General features: G+C 66.7%; 24 protein-coding genes and 2 tRNA genes. 10 read left to right on the forward strand and 16 right to left on the reverse strand.

Annotated elements, in window-relative coordinates; translation table 11 throughout:
- Positions 1-47 precede the first annotated feature (47 nt).
- The 9 genes from EKG36_RS16245 to EKG36_RS16285 all read right to left on the reverse strand — a co-directional run bounded on the left by EKG36_RS16245 (position 48) and on the right by EKG36_RS16285 (position 6515).
- Positions 48-428: a hypothetical protein gene (locus EKG36_RS16245; RefSeq protein WP_126485994.1), complete on the reverse strand. Its 381-nt coding sequence runs from the start codon at positions 426-428 to the stop codon at positions 48-50.
- Positions 429-432: 4 nt separating this feature from the next.
- Positions 433-1101, reverse strand: coding sequence for a MerR family transcriptional regulator (locus EKG36_RS16250; RefSeq protein ID WP_126485996.1), 669 nt, complete (start codon positions 1099-1101; stop codon positions 433-435).
- An 89-nt stretch (positions 1102-1190) separates the two neighbouring features.
- Positions 1191-1574, reverse strand: coding sequence for an NAD(P)/FAD-dependent oxidoreductase (locus EKG36_RS21120; protein WP_425459608.1), 384 nt, complete (start codon positions 1572-1574; stop codon positions 1191-1193).
- A gap of 322 nt (positions 1575-1896) precedes the next feature.
- Positions 1897-2526, reverse strand: coding sequence for a uracil phosphoribosyltransferase (upp, locus tag EKG36_RS16260; protein WP_126485998.1), 630 nt, complete (start codon positions 2524-2526; stop codon positions 1897-1899).
- A gap of 136 nt (positions 2527-2662) precedes the next feature.
- On the reverse strand, positions 2663-3346 hold the full coding sequence (ung, locus tag EKG36_RS16265) for a uracil-DNA glycosylase (RefSeq protein WP_126486000.1): 684 nt from the start codon (positions 3344-3346) through the stop codon (positions 2663-2665).
- 3 nt (positions 3347-3349) lie between these two features.
- Entirely contained in the window at positions 3350-3829 is a 480-nt protein-coding gene (gpt, locus tag EKG36_RS16270; RefSeq protein WP_126486002.1) for a xanthine phosphoribosyltransferase, read from the reverse strand.
- A 7-nt stretch (positions 3830-3836) separates the two neighbouring features.
- The gene (locus EKG36_RS16275; RefSeq protein WP_126486004.1) at positions 3837-4382 is read right to left on the reverse strand and encodes an adenine phosphoribosyltransferase; all 546 of its coding nucleotides are present in this window, start codon (positions 4380-4382) and stop codon (positions 3837-3839) included.
- 22 nt (positions 4383-4404) lie between these two features.
- Positions 4405-5709 (reverse strand): NCS2 family permease, encoded by a 1305-nt coding sequence (locus tag EKG36_RS16280; protein WP_126486006.1) that lies wholly within the window; start codon positions 5707-5709, stop codon positions 4405-4407.
- Between the two features lie 176 nt (positions 5710-5885).
- A complete protein-coding gene (locus tag EKG36_RS16285) occupies positions 5886-6515 on the reverse strand; it encodes a riboflavin synthase subunit alpha (RefSeq protein WP_126486008.1) in 630 nt (209 codons plus the stop codon).
- Between the two features lie 464 nt (positions 6516-6979).
- Between EKG36_RS16285 and EKG36_RS16290 the strand changes: the two genes are divergently transcribed.
- From EKG36_RS16290 to EKG36_RS16305, 4 genes are all read left to right on the forward strand, one after another.
- Positions 6980-8029, forward strand: coding sequence for a methionine ABC transporter ATP-binding protein (locus tag EKG36_RS16290; protein WP_126486010.1), 1050 nt, complete (start codon positions 6980-6982; stop codon positions 8027-8029).
- Positions 8010-8663, forward strand: a complete 654-nt coding sequence (locus tag EKG36_RS16295) for a methionine ABC transporter permease (RefSeq protein ID WP_126486012.1) — start codon at positions 8010-8012, stop codon at positions 8661-8663. Before EKG36_RS16290 ends, EKG36_RS16295 begins: the two co-directional genes overlap by 20 nt.
- 99 nt (positions 8664-8762) lie before the next feature.
- Positions 8763-9560 (forward strand): MetQ/NlpA family ABC transporter substrate-binding protein, encoded by a 798-nt coding sequence (locus EKG36_RS16300; protein ID WP_126486014.1) that lies wholly within the window; start codon positions 8763-8765, stop codon positions 9558-9560.
- A gap of 98 nt (positions 9561-9658) precedes the next feature.
- Positions 9659-10126: a GAF domain-containing protein gene (locus EKG36_RS16305; RefSeq protein ID WP_126486016.1), complete on the forward strand. Its 468-nt coding sequence runs from the start codon at positions 9659-9661 to the stop codon at positions 10124-10126.
- Between the two features lie 19 nt (positions 10127-10145).
- Here EKG36_RS16305 and EKG36_RS16310 read toward each other — a convergent pair whose 3' ends face one another.
- The 4 genes from EKG36_RS16310 to glpK form a co-directional block, all read right to left on the reverse strand.
- The gene (locus EKG36_RS16310; RefSeq protein WP_126486018.1) at positions 10146-10793 is read right to left on the reverse strand and encodes a dienelactone hydrolase family protein; all 648 of its coding nucleotides are present in this window, start codon (positions 10791-10793) and stop codon (positions 10146-10148) included.
- Positions 10794-11072: 279 nt separating this feature from the next.
- Positions 11073-11149 (reverse strand) — tRNA-Val (locus tag EKG36_RS16315).
- A gap of 27 nt (positions 11150-11176) precedes the next feature.
- Positions 11177-11253, reverse strand: a tRNA-Val gene (locus EKG36_RS16320).
- Between the two features lie 105 nt (positions 11254-11358).
- Positions 11359-12867 carry a glycerol kinase GlpK gene (gene glpK, locus EKG36_RS16325; protein ID WP_126486020.1) on the reverse strand — a complete coding sequence of 503 codons (1509 nt, stop codon included), beginning with the start codon at positions 12865-12867 and terminating at the stop codon, positions 11359-11361.
- A 212-nt stretch (positions 12868-13079) separates the two neighbouring features.
- Here glpK and EKG36_RS16330 point away from each other — a divergent pair, with 212 nt between their 5' ends.
- The 3 genes from EKG36_RS16330 (at position 13080) to EKG36_RS16340 (ending at position 16712) form a co-directional block, all read left to right on the forward strand.
- A complete protein-coding gene (locus tag EKG36_RS16330) occupies positions 13080-13838 on the forward strand; it encodes a DeoR/GlpR family transcriptional regulator (RefSeq protein WP_126486022.1) in 759 nt (252 codons plus the stop codon).
- A gap of 232 nt (positions 13839-14070) precedes the next feature.
- On the forward strand, positions 14071-15570 hold the full coding sequence (gene glpD / locus EKG36_RS16335) for a glycerol-3-phosphate dehydrogenase (protein WP_126486024.1): 1500 nt from the start codon (positions 14071-14073) through the stop codon (positions 15568-15570).
- Positions 15571-15647: 77 nt separating this feature from the next.
- Entirely contained in the window at positions 15648-16712 is a 1065-nt protein-coding gene (locus tag EKG36_RS16340; RefSeq protein WP_126486026.1) for an endonuclease/exonuclease/phosphatase family protein, read from the forward strand.
- Positions 16713-16733: 21 nt separating this feature from the next.
- Here EKG36_RS16340 and EKG36_RS16345 read toward each other — a convergent pair whose 3' ends face one another.
- Positions 16734-18113 (reverse strand): class II fumarate hydratase, encoded by a 1380-nt coding sequence (locus EKG36_RS16345; protein WP_126486028.1) that lies wholly within the window; start codon positions 18111-18113, stop codon positions 16734-16736.
- A 204-nt stretch (positions 18114-18317) separates the two neighbouring features.
- On the opposite strand from EKG36_RS16345, the gene EKG36_RS16350 reads away from it, so the two are divergent.
- The 3 genes from EKG36_RS16350 to ehuB all read left to right on the forward strand — a co-directional run bounded on the left by EKG36_RS16350 (position 18318) and on the right by ehuB (position 20305).
- Entirely contained in the window at positions 18318-18686 is a 369-nt protein-coding gene (locus EKG36_RS16350) for a phasin family protein (RefSeq protein ID WP_126486030.1), read from the forward strand.
- Positions 18687-18793: 107 nt separating this feature from the next.
- Positions 18794-19333: a carboxypeptidase-like regulatory domain-containing protein gene (locus tag EKG36_RS16355; RefSeq protein ID WP_126486032.1), complete on the forward strand. Its 540-nt coding sequence runs from the start codon at positions 18794-18796 to the stop codon at positions 19331-19333.
- A gap of 96 nt (positions 19334-19429) precedes the next feature.
- On the forward strand, positions 19430-20305 hold the full coding sequence (gene ehuB / locus EKG36_RS16360) for an ectoine/hydroxyectoine ABC transporter substrate-binding protein EhuB (protein WP_126486034.1): 876 nt from the start codon (positions 19430-19432) through the stop codon (positions 20303-20305).
- A 3-nt stretch (positions 20306-20308) separates the two neighbouring features.
- Here ehuB and hda read toward each other — a convergent pair whose 3' ends face one another.
- The gene (hda, locus tag EKG36_RS16365; RefSeq protein ID WP_126486036.1) at positions 20309-21010 is read right to left on the reverse strand and encodes a DnaA regulatory inactivator Hda; all 702 of its coding nucleotides are present in this window, start codon (positions 21008-21010) and stop codon (positions 20309-20311) included.
- Entirely contained in the window at positions 21007-22083 is a 1077-nt protein-coding gene (locus tag EKG36_RS16370; protein WP_126486038.1) for an AI-2E family transporter, read from the reverse strand. Before EKG36_RS16370 ends, hda begins: the two co-directional genes overlap by 4 nt.
- Between the last annotated feature and the right edge of the window lie 138 nt (positions 22084-22221).

Raw genomic sequence — 22221 nt, forward strand, 5'->3', positions numbered from 1 at the left:
ATGGGCAACGCTACAGAGGCACAGCAGAGGTGGAGCCGGTCAAGCCCTCACGTCGAGGAGAAGGCCAGCCCCAGGCTGCCCGGGGTCCCGGAGAGGCGTGGCAGGAAGCGGTTCACGCGGGCCAGGAGCCAGGGCGCGCGCCCACCGAGGTACAGCAGTCCCACGCCCGCATAGAGACTTCCCAGCAGGGCCCAGAGACCGTGCTGAAGCCCCATGAACGCACTGCCGATCAGTGCCGCGAGCACCCCGAGCCCGGCCATCAACGCGGCCCGGCTCAGGGTGAACAGCAGCGTCTGGACTGCCTGCATTCGGCGAGGCAGCCGTTCGAGATGGCGGATGAACAGCAGATGGCTACCGACCGAACAGGGCTCGACGAAGCCCAGCAACCCGAGTCCGGCGGCCAGCGGCAAGGCAGCTGCAAACCCCAAGACGCTAGCCTGCCTCTGTCACGAGGCTTGCTGAATACCCGGCGCCCTGCACCGCCTCGGCGAGCCGCTCACCGGAGGTCTGACTGGTGTCGACGGCCACCTTGGCCTCGCCGTTTTCATGGGAGACCGAGCACCCCTTGACCCCCGGCTGCTGCTCGAGAACATGGCGGACGATCTCCGCACACCCATCGCAGTGCATGCCCTTGATCGTGAGTCTTACTGTCTGCATGTCAGGCTCCTTTCGCTCGGCCGGCTCGCTGGCCAGCCTCTGGTCGTGCTCCAGGGCGTCGATGATGGAGCAGCACCGCAATGGGCCTTGTCCGGGACAGCGGTCGAGCAGCGCCATCAGCCCTCGACGGATATGCCGGAGCCGCTCGATCTTGTGGTCCACATCCTGGAGTTTGGCGGTGGCTCGCTGCCGAACCTCGATGGCATCGGTGCCGTGGCTGGCACGCAGCGAGAGCAGCTCGGCGATCTCGCGCAGGGAGAACCCGAGATGCTGGGCGCGGCGAATAAACTGCACCCGCTGCACCGTCTCATCTGGATAGACCCGATACCCCCCACTCTTGGGGCGAAGCGGCTGTTCGATGAGCCCGCGTCGCTCGTAGAAGCGAATCGTCTCGACCCCAACCCCCACCGCTTGGGCTACTTTGCCGATGGTCATGTCGCTCATGCCGGCACCTGCGCAGTCTCCGAAAAGAGTTTACAGGCCGTACCATGGTACGGTGACAAGGAGTGGACAGGAGCCAGCGAGGCAGTCATTCACCCCGCACAGCAGGACAACTGCGTCACGTCCTTGGTGAAGGTCTGGGCGCAAAGCTTGAGGCCTTCCACCATGGTCAGGCAGGGAAACAATGCGTCGCCGATGGCCTGCACCGTCATGCGGGCGCGTAGCGACATCACCGCCGCCTGGATCAGCTCCCCGGCCACCGCCTGCACGCCCAGCAACCGCCCCGAGTCACGTTCGGCCACCATCTTGATGAAACCACTGGTGTCGAAATTGACCAGCGCTCGCGGGACGTTCTCCAGGTCAAGCACGCGGGACTCCACGCTGAAGCCTTGCGCGAGCGCCTCGGCTTCCGTCAGGCCAGCGGTGTCCACCTGGGGATCGGTGAAGACCACCGCCGGCATGGCACTGAGATCCAAGGTGGCGTCGCCCTCCGTCATGTTGACGGCGGCCCGGCTGCCCCCGGCGGCGGCGACATAGACAAATTCCGGTTGATCGGTGCAGTCACCGGCGGCGTAGAGGCTCGGTGCCGTGGTTTGAGGTGCTCATCCACTAGAATCGCCCCACGCACGGTTTCTACGCCGATGCTGGCCAGGTTCAGGGCCACGGTATTGGGTGTCCGTCCAGTGGCCACCAGCAGTAGATCCGCCCGCCAGGTGCCGGCGTTGGCGTCGCCCCCGGCAGACCGAAGACGTGGCCGACCGGCGCGATGCCGGTCGGCCAGCCAGGGCGCGGGCTGCCTCAGCGGGTACCGAAGATCTTGTCCCCCGCATCACCGAGCCCCGGCACGATATAGCCGTTCTCGTCGAGGTGGTCGTCCACGGCGGCGGTGTAGATCTCGATATCCGGGTAGGAGGCCTGCACGCGCTTGATGCCTTCCGGGGCGGCCACCAGCACGATCACCTTCATGTGCTTGCAGCCCCGGTCACGGAGCATGTCCAGGGTCGCTACCATGGTGCCGCCGGTGGCCAGCATCGGGTCGATGACGATGGCCATGCGCTCGTCCAGGTCGCCCGCGAACTTCGAGAAATACGGCACCGGTTCGAGGGTCTCCTCGTCGCGGTACAGGCCCACCACGCTGATCCGGGCACTGGGGATCAGGTCGTTCACGCCCTCGAGCATACCGAGGCCGGCGCGCAGGATCGGCACGATGGTGACCTTCTTGCCCTTGAGCTGCTGCACGGGGATCGGCTCGCCGCTCCAGCCGGCAATCTCCCGCGTCTCCAGCTCGAGGTCCTGGGTCGCCTCGTAGGTGAGCAGCTTGGCCAACTCGCCGGCCAGTTCACGGAAACTCTTGGTACTGATGCCGGCTTCGCGCATCAGACCCAGCTTGTGCTGGACCAGGGGGTGCTGGATGGCATGAACGCTCATGGCGGACCTCTTCGGCGGGGATTGGATCGATGGCAGCCTTTGTCACATGCCGGGCATGTGCAAATCGGGCGCCATTCTAACCGCATCCCGCCGCCAGGTTAAGCTGGCCGAGGCCGGCCTGTCGCGGCCGCCCCGGTCAGGGAGTCTCGGGCAGCTGCCAGTCGATCGGCGTCCGGCCATGCTCGACCAGGAAGGCGTTGGCCCGGGAGAAGTGGTGGTTGCCGAAGAACCCCCGGTGGGCCGAGAGCGGCGAGGGATGCGGTGACTCCAGCACCAGATGCCGGCGGGTATCCACCAAAGCCTTCTTCTGGCGGGCATGGCTGCCCCAGAGCAGGAAAACCGAAGGGGCGGCGTGCTCGTTGACCGCGGTGATGGCGCGGTCGGTGAAGGTCTCCCAGCCCTTGCCGCGGTGGGACCCGGCGTTGCCCTGCTCCACTGTCAGCGAGGTATTGAGCAACAGCACCCCCTGACGGGCCCAGCTCTCCAGATAACCATGATTCACCGGCTGGAAGCCTACGTCTGCGGCCAGCTCCTTGTAGATATTGACCAGGGAGGGCGGGATACGCACCTCGGGGCGCACCGAGAAGCACAGGCCATGGGCCTGGTTCGGACCGTGATAGGGATCCTGGCCGAGGATCACCACCTTGACCTGGTCAAGGGGCGTCAGCTCGAAGGCCCGGAACCAGTCCGAGGAGTGCGGGTAGATGACCTTGCGGGCCGCCTTCTCGGCGGCCAGGAAGTCGCGCAGCGCCTGCATGTAGGGCGCCTCGAACTCGCCATCTAGCCAGTGCTGCCAGCTGTCGGGAAGGGGGCAGCTCATGGCTCAGCGCTTGACCTGGTCGGCCAGCGGCTCGACATAGGCCACGCCCATGTCCCAGGGAAACTGGATCCAGCAGTCCTGGGCCACCTCGGTGAGGTACTGGTCGACCAGCGGCCGCCCCTCCGGCTTGGCATAGACGGTCACGAAATGCGCCTTGGGCAGCATCTCGCGCACCTTGCGGGCGGTCTTGCCGGTGTCGACCAGGTCATCGACCAGCAGCCAGCCGTCGCCGTCGTGATCGACGCCCTTCATGACCTCGAGGCCGCCCTGCTCCATGCCCTCGTAGCTCTTGATGCAGACGGTGTCGATCAGCCGCACGTTGAGTTCACGGGCGATCAGCGCCGCGGGAATCAGCCCGCCCCGAGTGATGGCGACGATGCCCTTGAAGTCGCGCTCGACCAGACGATGGCAGAGCTCGCGAACGTCCCGGTGCAGCTGGTCCCAGGACACGGTGAAATGCTGGTGGTAGCGGTGGGTGCTCATGGCGGTGTCACTCGTCCTCGGTGAAGGAGCAGACGGAGAAGACACTATAGCCGGCATCGCGGATGCGCTGGGAGCCACTCAGGTCCGGCAGGTCGACGATCGCCGCGGTCTCCACCACATGGCCGCCGGTGCGGGTGATCAGCTTGGCCGCGGCCAGCATGGTCCCGCCGGTGGCGATCAGGTCATCGACCACCAGGATGCGGTCGCCCTCGCGGAAGGCGTCGGAGTGGAGCTCCACCTCGGCTTCGCCGTATTCCAGGGTGTAGGTCTCGCTGATGGTCTTGAACGGCAGCTTGCCCTTCTTGCGCACCGGCACGAAGCTGCAGCCCAGCTCGTAGGCCAGCGGCGCCCCGACGATGAAGCCCCGGGCATCGATGGCGGCGACGGCATCGATATCCATCTCCTGGTAGCGGTGCACGAAGCTGTCGATCAGCTTGCGAAAGGCGGCGCTGTTCTGCAGCAGCGGCGTGATATCGCGGAAATTGACGCCCGACTGCGGCCAGTCGGGGACGGTCCGGATCACGGACTTGATGTAGTCACCGTAGATGCTCATCACGATTCTCGGTTGGTCAGTGTCAGTCGAGGAACAGGAACTTGCCGGCGAAGATCAGCGCCAGCACCACCACGGCCGGGTTCAGGTCGCCAAAGCGCCCGGACAGGGCCTTGATGGCCGCGTAGCTGATAAAGCCCAGCGCGATACCCTCGGCGATGGAAAAGGTCAGCGGCATGGCCAGCGCGGAGATCAGTACCGGCGCGGCCTCGGTGGCATCGTCCCAGTCCGCGTGGGTCAGGCTGCCGGCCATCAGCACCGCCACGTACAGCAGGGCACCGGCCGTGGCATAGGCGGGGATGGAGCCGGCCAGCGGCGAGAAGAACAGGCTGATCAGGAACAGCACGGCCACCACCACGGCGGTCAGGCCGGTGCGCCCGCCGGAGACGATGCCGGCGGTGGACTCGATGTAGCTGGTCGTGGTCGAGGTGCCGAGCGCGGCCCCGGCCATGGAAGCGCCACTGTCGGCCATCATGGCCCGGCCGATGCGCGGCAGCTTGCCCTGCGCGTCGAGCAGGCCACCACGATGGGCCACGCCGATCAGCGTCCCGGAGGTGTCGAAGAGATCGACGAACAGGAAGGCGAAGACCACGCTGAACATGGCGATGTCGAAGGCCCCGGCCAGGTCCAGCTGCATGATCGTCGGCGCGATCGACGGCGGCATGGACATCACCCCGGCGAACTCGTTGTGGCCCAGAATCATGGCCAGGATGGTGATGCCGAGGATGCCGATCATCACCGCGCCGGTGATTCGCAGATAGGCCAGGGCCGTGATCACGAAGAAGCCGAGCAGCGCATAGAGGGCCGAGGGCTCGGAGAGATCGCCAAGCGCCACGTAGGTGGCCGGATTGGCCACCACGATGCCGGCGTTCTTCAGCGCGATCATCGCCAGGAACAGGCCGATACCCGCGGCAATGCCCATGCGCAGCGACATGGGAATCGAGTTGATGATCCACTCGCGGATGCGAAAGATGCTGAGCAGGAAGAAGGTGAAGCCCGAGAGGAAGACTGCGCCGAGCGCCGCTTCCCAGGTGTAGCCCATGCCGAGCACCACGCCGTAGGTAAAGAAGGCATTGAGCCCCATGCCCGGCGCCAGGGCAATGGGATAGTTGGCCCACAGCCCCATGATCAGACAGCCGATGGCCGATGCCACGCAGGTGGCCACGAAGACCGCGCCATAGTCCATCCCCGACTCCGAGAGAATGCTCGGGTTGACGAAGATGATATAGGCCATCGTCAGGAAGGTGGTGATGCCGGCGATGACCTCGGTCTTCACGTCGGTATCGTGCTCGGTGAGCTTGAAGTGGTTGTCCAGAAGGCGTTTCAGCATGAGATTCGTCCTGCGCGGGGGCGATGTCGCGTCCGGGTGCGAGAAAAGCCGCACATGGTAGCGGATGGCGACTCGTGTTGCGAGACGCCCGCGGGCAACCGGTGCGGCGAGACTCCCTGTATATAAGTGACTTCCTGGTACGATGCCAGCCGCACCGCCAACGCAGCCTGAACGCCTCAGTGACCGCGGGCGGCCAGGACGCGCTCTACGGTCTCGACAATGGCCTGGGTCTGGGGATCGATCTCGATATTGACGTAGTCGCCCGGCACCCGGTCCACCAGCACGGTCCGCGCCAGGGTCTCGGGGATCAGGTCGACGCAGAAGCGCGGGCCATGTCCGGCTGTCGCCTGGCGCGCCTCGCCGATGGTCAGGCTGGCGCCATCCACGCCGATGTAGCCCTTGTCGAACAGGAAGCGCCCCAGGGCGTGGGGCAGCTCGAACCACAGGCGCCGGTTGTTGGGCGCTTCGTCAAGCTCCACCAGCTCGGCCATGGCCATGACATGCCCGGACATGGCGTGGCCGCCGATCTCGTCGCCGAAACGGGCGGCACGCTCGAGGTTGACCCGGTCGCCCACCGCCAGCTGCCCCAGGTTGGTCACTCTGAGGGTCTCCCGCATCAGGTCGAAGCTGACCCGCTCGCCGTCGATGGCGGTGACGGTCAGGCACACCCCGTTGTGGGCCACCGAGGCGCCGATCTCGAGGCCCTCGCCAAGCGCCGGGGGCAAGGCCAGCACATGGGTGCGGAACGCCTCCGCTTCCTGGATGGCCACCACTTCCGCGGTGCCCTGCACGATGCCTGTGAACATGCCCTCTCCTCTCGCGTGGCCGGGGCCGCCGGAAGGCGACCGCAAAGCCGATAGTGTAGGGAAGCCCTGGCCACCGCGTCCATGCCGCTGGCTGTCGGCCCGCATCAAGCGGGCCGGGCGGGACAACGCGTTCGCCAAGGTCGTGGCACCGGCCCATGCACAGCAATTCTTGCTGCCATAAGGATATTTTCAGTAAAAACCGCCACCCTGAAGCGCCTCGGGCCTCAACATGGCCCAAAGCGTTTGACATACGCTTGTTCGAGACCTAGGATAGCCCGCTACATTTTGAAGGCGCCGATTTGTACCCGGATTGCGGGCGCCGACGTCGCGGGGCCCCGTGCCTCGCGACGTGAAGTGCAGCTAAAAGGGTGTGTCCAGCGTTGATGGCCACCCGTCAGGGTGGCCTTTTTTTGCCCGCTCACCTGCTCGCCCGCACCGGTCCCGGCGCTACCTCGGTGGCCCAGATGATTCGACTGCAAAACGTTTCCAAGACCTATTTCAGCAAGGGCAAAGACGCCGGCGTCGAGGCGCTCAAGACGGTCGACCTGCACGTGCCCAAGGGACAGATCCATGGCGTGATCGGCTTGTCCGGCGCGGGCAAGTCAACCCTGATCCGCTGCGTCAACCTGCTCGAGCGCCCCACCACCGGCAGCGTGACGGTGGACGGCCAGGAACTCACCGGCCTCACCGGCGACGCCCTCAACCAGGCGCGCCATCGCATCGGCATGATCTTCCAGCACTTCAACCTGCTGACCTCGCGCACCGTCTTCGCCAACGTCGCCCTGCCCCTGGAGCTGATGGGCATGAAGAAGGCCGAGATCGCCGAGCGGGTCACCCCCTTGCTCGAACTGGTCGGCCTGGCCGACAAGGCGCGCCAGCACCCGGCCCAGCTGTCCGGTGGCCAGAAGCAGCGGGTGGCCATCGCCCGGGCCCTGGCCAGCCGACCCCGGGTGCTGCTCTGCGATGAAGCCACCTCGGCCCTTGACCCGCACACCACCGGCTCGATCCTGGAACTGCTGCGCGACATCAACCAGCAGCTCGGCCTGACGATCCTGCTGATCACCCATGAGATGGAGGTGGTCAAGTCGATCTGCCATCGGGTCAGCCTGATCTCCGGTGGCGAGCTGGTCGAGGAGGCCGAGGTCGGCGACTTCTTCACCGCACCGCGCACCCAGCTGGGGCGCGACTTCCTCAACGACTTCCTGGAACTCGAGCCACCCCGAGCGCTGATCGAGCGCCTGGAGGCCGCCCCCGGCCCGCACAGCCACCCGGTGGTACGCCTGGCCTTCTCCGGCGATGCCGTCTCCACGCCATTGATCTCGCGACTGGCCCGGGAGTGCGGCGTCGACGTCAGCATCCTCCAGGCCAAGGTGGAGTCCATCCAGGACCGCACCCTGGGGCTGATGATCGCCGAACTGATGGGCGACGCGGATGACACCCGCCGCGCCCTGAGCTATCTGGAAACCCACGACCTGCAGGTGGAGGTGCTCGGCCATGTCCAGCGCGATGATTGAACTGATCCTCGAGGCCACCCTCGACACCCTCTACATGGTGGCCGTATCGGGGCTGATCGCCGCCCTGCTGGGCATCCCGCTGGGCGTGATGCTCTACGTGACGCGCCCCCGGCAGATTCTCGCCCAGCCGGCTCTCAATGGGGTGCTCGGCGTGATCACCAATATCGGCCGCTCGGTGCCTTTTATCATTCTGATGGTGGCGATCATTCCCTTCACCCGGGCGCTGGTGGGCTCCTCGATCGGTACCAATGCCGCCGTGGTGCCACTGACCATCGCCGCGATCCCCTTCATTGCTCGCCTGGTCGAGGGCGCCTTGAACGAGATCCCGCCTGGCCTGGTCGAAGCCGCACAGTCCATGGGCGCGACCCCCTGGCAGATCATTGCCAAGGTGCTGCTGCCCGAGGCCCGGGGCGGCATCTTCACTGCCCTGACGGTGACCATCGTCACCCTGGTCAGCTACTCGGCCATGGCCGGCGCCGTGGGTGGCGGCGGCCTCGGCGACCTGGGCATCCGCTATGGCTACAACCGCTTCAATCCCACCATCATGCTGATCACCGTGGTGATCCTGGTGGTGCTGGTGCAGGGCTTCCAGAGCCTGGGGGATTACCTGGTGCGAAAGAGCGATCACAAGTGAATCGATCTGCCTGATAACCAAAAAGCATTACCCATTGACTGCTTATTCCATTATTATCGCGAGCAACCATCAACACAGCCTCGCTAGGGAGACAGTGACATGCGCAACGCCCTGATCGGCACCCTCGCCGCCTCAGCCCTGACGCTGGCCATCGGCCAGGCCAATGCCGATGAGCACAGCATCAAGGTAGGCACCGTGGCCGGTCCCGAGACCGACGTCATGCAGGTGGCGGTCGACATCGCCGAGCGCGAGTACGGCCTGGAAGTCGAGCTCGTCGAGTTCACCGACTACGTGACGCCCAACGCCGCCCTGGCCGATGGCAGCCTGGATGCCAACGCCTACCAGCACGAGCCCTACATGCAGTCCATGGTCGAGGACCGCGGCTACGACTTCGCCATTGCCGGTCGCACCTTCGTCTATCCGATCGGCGCCTACTCCGAGAAGTACGACAGCCTCGAGGCGCTGCCGGACGGGGCCACCATCGCCCTGCCCAACGACCCGACCAACGAGGGCCGTTCGCTGATCCTGCTGCACAACCAGGGCCTGATCACCCTCAATGACCCGAGCAACCTGGAAGCCACCCCGCTGGACATCGTCGAGAATCCTCACGACTTCGACTTTCGCGAGATCGAGGCGGCCCAGCTGCCCCGCGTCCTGCCCGACGTGGACATGGCCTTCATCAACAACACCTTCGCCCAGCCGGCCGGCCTGAGCCTGGACGACGCCCTGGTCAAGGAGGGCCCCGAGTCGCCTTACGTGAACATCATCGCAGTGCGCGCCGGTGACGAGGATCGCGAAGCCATCCAGCAGCTGGTCGACGCCTACCAGCGCGACGAGGTCGCCGCCAAGGCCGAGGAACTGTTCAAGGGTGCAGCGGTCCCCGGCTGGAAGGAGTAAGTCGAGGCTCGCTGACGCCAGCGATGCTCGACATATGACTGTTGCATGATCGCCACGGGCCGGCATATCGCCGGCCCGTGGCCGTTGAAGGAGTGACCATGCCCACTGACGCCCCCGACTATGCCCTGCTTGCCCGCCAGCTGGATGCCCTGCTCGACGACCGGGACTGGCTGACCAACAGCGCCCAGACCTGCGCCTTCCTGATGCAGGAACTGCCGGCGCTCAACTGGGTGGGCTTCTACCTGCAGCGCGAGCCCGAATTACTCGCCCTCGGCCCCTTCCAGGGCAAGCCGGCCTGCCACCCCATCCCCTTCAGCAAGGGCGTCTGCGGCGCCGCGGCGCGCACCCGCGAGACCCAGCTCATCGACGACGTCCACGCCATCGCCGACCATATCGCCTGTGACAGCGCCTCCAATGCCGAACTGGTGGTGCCGGTGGTATGCGACGATCGCCTGTGGGGGGTCCTGGATCTCGACAGCCCCGAGCGAGGCCGCTTCAGCAAAGCCGACCAGCACGGGATCGAGCAGCTGGTGAAAGTCTTTATCGCCAGCACCGATCTGACCTGAAAGTCGCCGCTACCGAGGATCAGAGGTATCTAAGCAGCCAGCGGGCGGCGTGCTCCTGAACCGCCTCCAGGGTGCCCGGCTCCTCGAAGAGATGGGTCGCGCCGGGGACCACGACCAGCTCACAGCGCCCCGGGATCCGCTGACGTGCCAGCTCGTTGAGGCGCAACACCGTCGGGTCGTTTTCACCGACCAGCAGCAGCGTCGGCGCCTGCACCGAGCCCAGGTGATCGCCAGCGAGATCCGCCCGACCACCGCGGGAGACCACCGCCCTCACCCGCTCGGGTCTTGCCGCGGCGGCAATCAGTGCCGCCGCCGCCCCAGTACTGGCCCCGAATAGCCCGATCCCCAAGTGGCGTGTCTCGCTCGCCTGGCTGACCCGGTCCACAACGCCGATCAGGCGGCGCGAGATCAGATCGATATCGAAGCGCAGCGCCCGGGTACGCTCGTCGATAACATTCTCGTCCGGGGTGAGCAGGTCGAAGAGCAGCGCCGCCAGGCCCTGGTCAGCCAGGAAGCGGGCCACCTGCTGGTTGCGCGGGCTGAAGCGGCTGCTGCCGCTGCCATGGGCGAAGACGACGATGCCCATAGGCTGCTCCGGCATCAGCAGATCGCCCTCCAGCGTGGCATCGTCCAGCGCCAGCTCGAAAAGGTGATGAGCTACCACCATGGCGCACCTCCCGCAGTCGCGGAAACGGCAAGCATTGCGAGCTGTCGCGAGACGCCCGCCTCTCCTTGAAAGCTAGCCTTCGCCGGCCAGGGCGTTCAAACGTCGGGGCGACTGAAAACGCTGGCCCGCCAACAGGGCATCGTCTCGGTCACACGGCTGAGGGACGACATCAAGCCAACGCTTCCGGCGCCGGCCCGCGCGTCGGCTGGTGGCATAGGGGCAGGCGGCCACAACGGAAGACGCCCCCATGGCGGTGGGCCATGGGGGCGTCTCGGGATCTGGTAGGACCAAGCGGATTTGAACCGCTGACCTCCACGATGTCAACGTGGCGCTCTAACCAACTGAGCTATGGTCCTGCAAACAACAAGTTGCCGGGGAAACGCTGGTAGGACCAGGCGGATTTGAACCGCCGACCTCCACGATGTCAACGTGGCGCTCTAACCAACTGAGCTATGGTCCTACGTTTGCGGCGACGTTCGCCGTGACAACGGTTGCGTATTCTACTGTCTCGTACGGGAAATGCAACCCCTTTCTTCCCGCCACGAGGTGATCAAGTGGCGCCGGATCAGGGACTTGGGGTGTCCTGCTCCGGAGAGCAACGCACCCGATCCACGGCCTCGAGCCAGCCGGCATAGAGTCGCTCGCGTTCCGCCTCGTCCATGGCCGGGGTGAAGCTGCGCTCGCAGTGCCAGAGGGCGGCGATCTCGTCGAGATCCCGGTACCAGCCTAGCTGCAGGCCGGCCAGGTAGGCTGCCCCCAGGGCGGTAGTCTCGAGGATTCCCGGGCGGTCCACCTGCACCCCCAGCATGTCGGAGAGGAACTGCATGACCCAGTTGTTGGCCACCATGCCACCGTCCACCCGCAGGGTTCCTGGCGGCGTGCTCATATCGTCGCTCATGCATGCCTGCAGGTCCCGCGTCTGATAGCAGACCGCCTGCAGCCCTGCGGCGACGATCTCGGCGATGCCGGTATCCCGGGTGAGGCCGAGGATGGCACCCCGGGCCTTGGGATCCCAGTGCGGTGCCCCCAGGCCGGTGAAGGCCGGCACCAGGTAGACGCTGTGACCGCTCTTGGTCTCGCCGGCCAGTGACTCGGTCTCGGCGGCGTCGGCGAACAGCTTGAGCCCGTCCCGCAGCCACTGGACGGTGGCCCCGGCAACGAAGATGCTGCCCTCCATGGCATAGGTCGGCACGCCGTTCAGACGATAGCCCACGGTGGTCAACAGCCGGTTGCGGGAGACCTCGGCCTGCTCCCCGGTATTGACGATCATGAAGCAGCCGGTGCCGTAGGTGCTCTTGCCCATGCCCGGCGTGAAGCAGGCCTGTCCCACCAGGGCCGCCTGCTGGTCGCCGGCGACCCCGGCGATCGGCAAGGCCTCGCCCAGCAGATCGGCACGGGTCTGGCCGAAGTCGTCACTGGAATCGCGGACCTCGGGCAGCAGGCTGGCCGGAATGTCGAACAGTGCGAGCAGCTCCGGGTCCCAGCGCTGCGCATGGATGTCGAACAGCGCCGTGCGCGAGGCATTGGTGGCATCGGTGGCATGCACCCGACCGCCGGTCAGTCGCCAGATCAGGAAGGTATCGACGGTGCCGAACGCCAGCTCGCCGCGTTCCGCTCGCTCCCGAGCCCCCTCGACGTTGTCGAGCAGCCAGGCAAGCTTGGTGGCCGAGAAGTAGGGATCGATGAGCAGCCCGGTGCGCGCCTGGACGAGGTCGGTGTGCCCCGCTTCGCGCAGCGACTGGCAGCGATCGGCGGTGCGCCGGTCCTGCCAGACGATGGCGTTGTAGAGGGGCACGCCGGTTTCCCGATCCCACAGCAGAGTCGTCTCGCGCTGGTTGGTGATACCGATGCCGGCGATCTCCTCGAGGGCCACACCCTGGCGCTCGATCACCTCGCGACAGGTTGCCACCACGCTGTCCCAGATCGCCTCGGGGTCGTGTTCCACCCAGCCGTCGGCGGGAAACTGCTGGGGAAACTCGCGCTGGGCGGTCGCGATGCTGCGCCCGTGGCGATCGAAGAGGATCGCCCGGGAGCTGGTCGTGCCCTGGTCGATGGCAAGCAGGTAAGAAGCCATGGCGATGCATCCTGGTGTCGTTGAGCCGGAAGGCACTTTCGTTTTCCACAACGAAAATGTTCGCTTATGATCAAAAGACTACGCTAGTGGCCGATGGCGCTCAATTGACAACCTCGCTATCGCACTACGACTTTCGACGCATGATGCTAGGGGGATATGCCCCTGCAACGGCCGATGGGATGGCGTAGAATCCTGGCGATCAAGGAGTCAGCATGAACCCACAGCAGCGCCAAGACAGCATCGTCGACCTAGTCCGCCGCCAGGGCTATGCCAGCATCGAACAGCTCACCGAACATTTTGCGGTCACCCCCCAGACGATCCGCCGCGACCTCAACCGGCTGTCCAGCGAGGGGCAGCTGCGCCGCGTCCATGGGGGCGCCGGCCTCGAGTCGAGCACGGTCAACACCGCCTACTCGATGCGCAAGACCCTCAACCTGGAGGCCAAGCAGCGCATCGCGGCGCTGCTCGCCAGCCATATCCCGGACCACGCCTCGCTGTTCATCAACATCGGCACCAGCAACGAGGTGGTCGCCGAGGCGCTGCTGGACCACCACGGGCTCGAGGTCATCACCAACAACCTCAACGTGGCCGCCATCCTGCAGCGCAAGGACGACTTCAACGTCATCATCGCCGGCGGCCAGGTCCGCTCCCGGGACGGCGGCATCATCGGCGAGGCCACCATCGACTTCATCAACCAGTTCAAGGTCGACTTCGGCATCATCGGCATCAGCGGTATCGATGAGGACGGCTCGCTGCTGGAGTTCGACTACCAGGAAGTGCGGGTCGCCCAGGCCATCATCGAGAACTCCCGGCAGGTCTACCTGGCTGCCGATCACTCCAAGTTCCAGCGCAACCCCGTGGTGCGTCAGGGCAACCTCTCCCAGCTTGACGCCCTGTTCACCGACCGCCAGCCCTCCGAGCGCATCCTGCAGCTGCTGCAGGCTCACGACGTCACCCTCCACCTCGCCTGATCGCCGGCCCGCCCTTGCGGCGGGCCCCTCGTCCGCCGGCGCCGGTGCCGCGTCCTCCCCCTGGTCAGGGCCATCGCAGGTCGTCGGGGCTGATCCGCCGACTCCAACCGCTATCGCCTTGTCGCTCGGGCCTCATCTCTTGATGTTCGATTTCAATTGCTCTATTTTCGCTTTCAAACATATCGTGATCACCCTCAGACATTCCGGCCTCCCTGCCGGAGCGGAGCACCCGATGGCAACGACGCGCGACATGCTGGATCTCTTCGTGATAGGTGGTGGCATCAACGGTGCCGGCATCGCCGCCGATGCCGCCGGGCGAGGCCTCTCGGTGGGCCTGTGCGAGCAGGCCGACCTGGCGGGCGCCACCTCGTCGGCCAGCAGCAAACTGATCCATGGCGGTCTGCGCTACCTGGAGCACCACGAGTTCCGCCTGGTGCGGGAAGCGCTGCGGGAACGCGAGGTCCTGCTGACCAAGGCCCCCCATATCATCTGGCCGCTGCGTTTCATCCTGCCCCACCGCTCCCACCTGCGCCCGGCCTGGATGCTGCGCGCCGGTCTGTTCCTCTACGATCACCTGAGCAAGCGCCAGCAGCTGCCGGGGTCGCGCGGCATCAGGCTCACACCGGCCCAGGGCATGAGCCCGGACATCCGCCGCGGCTTCGAGTATTCCGACTGCTGGGTCGATGACGCCCGCCTGGTGGTCCTCAACGCCCTCCAGGCCCGGGAGCTGGGAGCCGAGATACAGGTGCGCACGCGCTGCCTCGACGCCCGCGAGGTCGACGGCCACTGGGAGATCGAGCTTGAGGACGTGGCGTCCGGTCATCGCTTCCTGCGCCGGGCCCGCGCCCTGGTCAATGCCGCGGGCCCCTGGGTGGAAGAGGTGGTCAAGGGCAAGGCCCACCGGCCATCCCGCTACGGCGTGCGCATGATCCAGGGCAGCCACCTGATCGTGCCCCGCCGCAACCGCGACGACCGGGCCTACATCCTGCAGAACACCGACCAGCGCATCGTCTTCGTGCTGCCCTATGAGGAGGACTTCAGCCTGGTGGGCACCACCGACCGTCACTACGACGGCGACCCCGCCCGCGTCGAGGCCACCGAGGAGGAGATCGACTACATCCTCTCGGTGGTCAACGATCACTTCCGCAGCCCCCTGACGCGGGACGATGTCATTCGCACCTTCGCCGGGGTCCGCCCGCTATGCGACGATGAATCCGCCGAGCCCTCCGCCATGACCCGGGACTACACCCTGGATCTCGATTCCAACGGCCCGCCCCTGCTATCGGTGTTCGGCGGCAAGATCACCACCTATCGCAAGCTCGCCGAGGCGGCCATGAGCGCCCTGGCCCCACACCTGCCGGCGATGCAGGGCGCCTGGACGGCCGAGGCGCCCCTGCCGGGCGGGGACATCGGTGACCAGGTGCGCTTCCGCGAGCGTCTGGCCACCGACTTCCCGTTCCTGAGCCCGGACCAGGTGCGGCGTTTTTCCCGCAGCTACGGCTCGCTGTGCCTGCGCTTCCTGGCCGGCCATCGCTCCCGGGAGTCCCTGGGCGAGGACTTCGGCGCGGGCCTGACCGCCGCCGAGGTGGAATATCTGATGGCCGAGGAATGGGCCCGCGAGCCCCAGGACATCCTCTGGCGCCGGACCAAGCTCGGCCTGCGCCTCTCTCCCCTCCAGGTCGAGCAGCTGACGCGCTACATGGCCCGCCATCGAGACGAGTTCGCAGCCTGAGAGCTGTCCCGTTACCCTCTGGAGGACGGGGGCGACGCGATCACGCCTGGCGGAAGTCAACTCGGGGGTAGCGCATCATGATCGAATGGGGGCTCGGCGGAATCGCCGCCGTGCTGCTGCTGGCCAGCCTGATTGCTCGAGTGCCCGGGCACTGGTGGTGGCTGCGGGCCTGCGAGTTCCCGCGCCTGCAGATCGGCCTGGGTGGCGCGGGCTGCGCCCTCGCCTCGCCCCTGGCAGGCTCGGGCGTGGCGCCCTGGATCGCCGTGGCGGGTGGCGTCGTGCTCGCCGTTCAGCTGCGCTACGTCCTGCCCTGGACGCCGCTGTGGCCTCTCCAGGTCAAGACCGCCCGGGATGATCGCCCCGATCGCTGCCTGACCCTGCTGGTGGCCAATGTGCTGACGCCGAACCGCAACAGCGACACCCTGCTGGCAATCATCCACGAGCAGGATCCGGACCTGATCCTGACCCTGGAATCCGATGACTGGTGGGGGCAGCAACTGGACGTGGGACTCGCCAGCAAGTGGCCCCATGCCGTACGCATCCCCCTGGACAACCTCTATGGCATGCACCTGTATTCGCGTCGGCCGCTGGTCGACCCCAAGGTCAAGTGGCTGATCCAGGACGATATCCCGTCCATCCACTGCGGCGTCGAACTCGAAAGCGGCGACCGGATCCGCTTCCATGCCCTGCACCCCCGGCCGCCGGCCCCCAGCGAGAGCGAGGAGTCGCTGTGGCGGGACGGCGAGCTGATGCTGGTGGCCAAGCTGATCCACCAGGATCCCGAGCCCACCGTGGTGGCGGGGGATCTCAACGACGTGGCCTGGTCACGCAGCACACGGCTTTTCTGCCGGGTGAGCGGCATGCTCGACCCGCGGCGGGGGCGTGGCATGTTCAGCACCTTCCATGCGCACTATCCCCTGATGCGCTGGCCCCTCGACCATATCTTCGTCAGCGAACACTTCACGCTGAAGAGGATGCAGCGCCTGCCCCGCTTCGGCTCGGATCACTTCCCGATCCTGGCCACCCTGTGCTATCGCCCCGCCCGGGCCGACGAGCACGAGAACCCGACGGCCACCACGGAGGAGCATCGCGATGCCAAGGGCACCGTGGAGGAGGCCCGGGAGCGGGACCAGGACGCCTGAGCCCGCCGCCCCCGGCCGCCGCTACTCGGGGATCCCGCCTCGGGTCAGTGCCGCCGGGTCGAGCAGTCTCTCGAGCTCCTCCCTGGAGAGATCGGTCTCCTCCTCGGCCACCTCGATAATCGGCCGCCCCGCCTGGTAGGCCTTCTTGGCGATGGCCGCGGCGGCATCGTAGCCGATCACCGAATTGAGCGCGGTCACCAGGATCGGGTTGCGCGACAGGGGACCGCTCAGGTGTTCCTCGCGGACCTGGAAGGTGGCGATGGCCCGATCGGCCAGCAGCCAGGCCGTGTTGCGCATCAGGGTGATGGCGGTCAGCAGGTTGTGGGCCACCAGCGGCAGCATGACATTGAGCTGGAAATTGCCGCTCTGGCCGGCCACCGTCACCGCGGTATCGAGACCGATTACCTGGGCCGCGGCCTGGGCCGCCGACTCGGGGATCACCGGGTTGACCTTGCCGGGCATGATCGAGCTGCCGGGCTGGAGGGCCTCGAGTTCGATTTCGCCGAGGCCCGCCAGGGGGCCGGAGTTCATCCAGCGCAGGTCATTGGCGATCTTCATGATGACGCAGGCGAAGCCGCGTAGCTGCCCGGACAGCTCCACGGCGGCATCCTGGGCACCGAGGCTGGCAAAGAAGCTGTCGTTGGGCGACAGCGCCAGGCCAGTCTGTTCGCTGAGGTCGCGTGCCATCCGCTCGGCGAACTCCGGGTGGGCATTGATGCCGGTGCCGACCGCCGTACCCCCCTGCGCCAGCCGGCAGAGGCGTACCATGGCACTGTCGAAACGCTCGATGGCCTGGCCCACCTGGCTGGACCAGCCGCCGAGCTCCTGACTCATGCGCAGCGGCATGGCATCCATCAGGTGGGTACGCCCGGTCTTGACCACACCGTCGAGGCCTGCGGCACGCACGTCGATCGTCTCGTGCAGGTGGACCAGCGCCGGCCGCAGTTCCCGGGTCACCTCCAGAGCGGCGGACAGGTGAAGGGCCGTGGGAACGACATCGTTGCTGGACTGCCCCATGTTGACGTGGTCATTGGGGCTCACCTGGAGGTCGCCATGGCTGGCCAGGGTGGCGATGACCTCGTTGACGTTCATGTTGCTCGAGGTGCCCGAGCCGGTCTGGAAGACATCCACCGGAAACTGGCCATCGTGGTCGCCGGCGATCACCGCCTCGGCGGCCGTCACGATGGCCGCCGCGCGTTCGGCATCGAGCAGCCCCAGGTCGCGGTTGACCCTCGCCGCGGCGAGCTTGATGCGCGCGATGGCATGGATGAAGGCCGCGGGCATGGCCTCGCCGGACACCGGGAAATTGTTGACCGCCCGCTGGGTCTGGGCGCCGTAGAGGGCACTCGCCGGCACCTCCAGCTCGCCCATGCTGTCGCGTTCGATACGCTGCTGGCTCATGATCGGCTCCTCGTGACTGGCTGCCCTGTCACCATGGTGTCCGCCGAGACGCCTTGCAAGGCGTTCCGGGGTCGGAATGAAAGAATGTGGGGCGTCGATGTTGCACTGCACAAATCTCTTTGCTATTGTGCACTGCAACAGACAAGGGAAGGCATCGGCAGACCGCCCAGGCCTTCACCCAGCCACCCTCAGGAGGGTCAGACGATGCAAAACTTCGATACCAAGCAGTTCACCCAGCAGTTCGAATCCATGTTCTTCGGCCCGGCTCGCGCCTACACGACCCTGTCCGTGGACTTCGCCGAGAAGCTGGCCAACGCCCAGCTGGAAGCCGGCAAGGCCTACACCGACACCGGTCTGGCTCAGATCCGCGCCCTGCTCGACGTCAAGGATGCCGAAGGCCTGCGCAGCTACATGGAAGGCCAGCAGAAGATCGCCAAGGACCTGACCGAGCGCCTGAAGGGCGACGCCGAGAAGGTTGTCTCCCTGCAGCAGGACTTCGTCCAGCAGAGCCAGAAGCTGACCGAAGACAGCGTCAAGCAGGCCACCGAGACCGCCACCAAGGCCGCTCAGTAAGCCTGACGTCGCCTTCGGCGACCGACAAGGGGGCCACCGCTACCGCGGTGGCCCCTTTTTTGGTTACTCTCTCTGCCGCACAGGGCCAACCCCACCGGGAGAGTGCAATGAGATACCCCATCCTGACTGCCTTGCTGGGCCTGATCCTGACCGGCTGCCAGATGCTGCCCCCCGGCGGCGCCCCCCAGCGCGAGGGCCCCGCCGAGGTCATCGACATCGGCGAATCGAAGGGGCAGACCCGCGGTCGCGTGCCCCGCCAGGTGGCCTTTCCCGCCGAGGAATACGCCGCCCTGGAGAAGGTCGGCAGCGCTGCCTTGAGCGGCCGGCTGACCCTGGACACCACCTCGGGCAAGGTGGTGGGCGCCGGCGAGACGATCTCGGTGGCCCCGGTGACCACCTATTCCGCCGAGGCCGCCGAGCAGGCCCTGGCCGGCCGCGCCGTCGAGCCGGCGGATCCCCGGGCGCGGGCCTATACCCATACCACGCGCACCGATGCCAACGGCCACTTCCTGCTGCGCGGCCTGCCCGCCGGTGAGTTCTACGTCTCGGGCAGCCTGGTGGACCCCGCCAGCGGCAAGCGGCGCGTGGTGATCCACCAGGTCTCGCTGGCCCCCGGCCAGCATCGCCAGGTCCAGCTCCGACGCTGACCCGGCCTCCATGGCGGCCTTATCCGCCGCCATCTACCCTGAAGGCTGATACAGGCATCTCTTAACCGAGGTGCCGGCTCGGACGGGAGATTCGACATGGACCGCAGCACCGACCGCCCCTTTGCCGCGCCCGGGACCCGCTGGGCGCTTGCCCTGACCCTGGCTTTTACCCCTCCCGCCATGGCGGCGACCCTGGCGGAACTCCAGGAAGCTGGCAGCATCCGCGTCGCCGTGGCCAACGAGGTGCCCTACGGCTACCTGGACGAGGACGGAGAGGGACGCGGCGCCGGCCCCGAGGTGGCCCGGCACGTCCTGGAGGAGCTCGGGATCGACCAGATCGAGTGGGTGGTCACGGCCTTCGGCGAGTTGATCCCGGGACTCGAGGAGGGGCGCTTCGACATGGCCGCCGCCGAGATGGCCATTCGCCCGGCTCGCTGTGAGCGGGTGCTGTTCTCGGCGCCCAACACCTCCTATGGCGAGGGACTGCTGGTTCGGGCCTCGAACCCACTGGAGATCGGCGGCTATGCCGATTTCGCCGAGCGCGACGACATCCGCGTCGCCGTCCTCGATGGCGCGACCCAGATCGACATCATGGAAGCGCTGGGGGTCCCGGACACCCAGGTGGTCAGAATCGCCAAGAACGAAGCCGCCATCGATACCCTGCTGGAGGGGGACGCGGAGGCCTATGCCGGCACCGGCCTCACGGTGAGCCAGCTGGACGACAGCAGCTCGGAGGTCGAGGTAGTGCAGAACTTCGAGGATCCGAAGGTCGACGGGCAGCTGGTGCGCAGCTGGGGCGCCTTCACCTTCCCCCCGGAGGCCCAGGCGCTGCGTGACGCCTTTACCGAGGAATTACTGGACTACCGCAATACCCGGACCTGGCAGGACACCCTGGAGACGCACGGCTTCACCCAGGACGACATCCTCAACGCCTTTCGCTTCGATACCGACTGGCTATGCGGTCGGCAGTGACTCCTACCAGCCCAGCGCCTGCTTGACGAAGGGAATGGTCAGCTTGCGCTGGGCCGACAGCGAGGCGCGGTCGAGGGTCTCGAGGGCCTCGAACAACGCCTCCAGACGACGGGGCCCGCGGTGCAGGATGTAGCGCGCCACCTCGTCGGGGAGCTGCATGCCGCGCACCCGGGCACGCAGCTGCAGCGCCTCCAGCCGCTCGCCGTCATCGAGTCCCTGGACATGGAAGGTCATCCCCCAGGTCAGCCGCGAGGCCAGATCCGGCAAGGCGACACCCAGCTGCCGGGGCGGCGCGGAAGCGGCGATCACCAGGCGTCGCCCCTCGTCACGCAGGCGGTTGAAGGCATGGAACAGGGCCTCCTCCCAGCGCTTGCGGCCCACCACCCGGTCGAGGTCGTCGATGGCCACCAGGTCCAGGCGCTCGACTTCCTCGAGCATCAGCGGCGGGAAGTGGCCGAGCTCCTCCAGCGGCAGGTAGAGGGCACGGCAGTCGCGGTCGGAAGCCGCGTGGCAGGCTGCCTGGAGCAGGTGACTGCGTCCCACGCCGTCGCCCCCCCACAGGTAGAGAAAGGGCTCCCCGTCGTCGTCCAGCTGGTGCTTGAGGCGATCGACCAGGGTCGCACTGGGTCCCGGGTGGAAGTTGGCGAAGGTGGCATCGTCGCGCAGCCCCACGCCCAGCGGCAGCTGTGCGGGTGCACGGCTCATGGCGACTCCTCGTCCTGGGGCCGATGGCCCGCGTCATAAAGTGAACTGTTTTTATAATGCTCGTGGAGATAACGCAACACCACCATCACCACGGCGGCCACCGGCAATGCCAGCAGCACCCCGGTGAAGCCGAACAGCTGACCCCCCGCCAGCACGGCGAAGATCACCGCCACGGGGTGCAGCCCGATCTTGTCGCCCAGCAGCTTGGGTTGCAGCAGGGTGCTCTCGACGAGCTGGCCAAAGCCGAAGACGCCCGCCACCGCAAGCAGCATCAGGATATCGCCGAACTGGAAGAACGCCACCAGGCCGGCCACCGAGATGCCCACGATCACCCCCAGGTAGGGGACGATGCTGGCCAGACCGGAGAGCAGGCCGATCAGCAGGCCGAACTTCAGACCCAGCAGGGTCAGGCCGATGGCGTAGATCACGCCCAGGCACAGCATGACGATCAGCTGGCCGCGCAGGAAGGCGGACAGCACCTCGTCGCACTCGCCGGCCAGCCGCACTGCGGCGGGCTCCCAGCTGCGTGGCAGGGAGCCGCGCAGCTTGGCCACCAGCTCATCCCAGTCGAGCAGTAGGTAGAAGGTCACCACCGGGATCAGCGCCAGGTTGCCTACCCAGGCGGCCAGCGCCAGGCCCGACTTCGACACCTGGGCCAGCAGGGTGGCGGCGACGGTGCCTGTCTCCCGCCAGTTGTCCAGCAGGGCCTGGCGCATCTGGTCGAAGTCGGTGGAAAGGTCGATGCCGGTCAGCGACTGCAGCTTGGGCAGCACGCTGCTCTGCATCCAGTTCAGGGCTACCGGCATCAGTTCCACCAGCTGGCCGAGCTGGCGGCCCAGCACGGGAATCACCAGCAGCAGGGTCAGCACGATGGCCAGTGTCAGCAGCAGGAAGACTACCGACACCGAGAGCCGGCGTGACAGCCCGTGCTCCTCCAGCCGGTCGGCCAACGGGTCGCCCAGGTAGGCCAGGACCATACTGACGAAGAACGGCATCAGCACCGGCTCGATGCTGATGAAGAACCACAATCCCAGGGCCGCGATCACGGCCACTATCCACCCCTGTCTGCGCATCGCGCTCTCCCTGTGTGATGCCTGGCCCGGCGGTGCGAGCCGCGCGTCGTGATGCTACAATTCCTGCCCACTCTTGCCCACCGTGGCGCCCCCGCGCGCGGGCCTGCCACGGCGTCGGGACGACTCTTCGACAGCAAT

This window comes from Halomonas nitroreducens (genome assembly GCF_003966155.1).
GTDB lineage: Bacteria > Pseudomonadota > Gammaproteobacteria > Pseudomonadales > Halomonadaceae > Halomonas > Halomonas nitroreducens.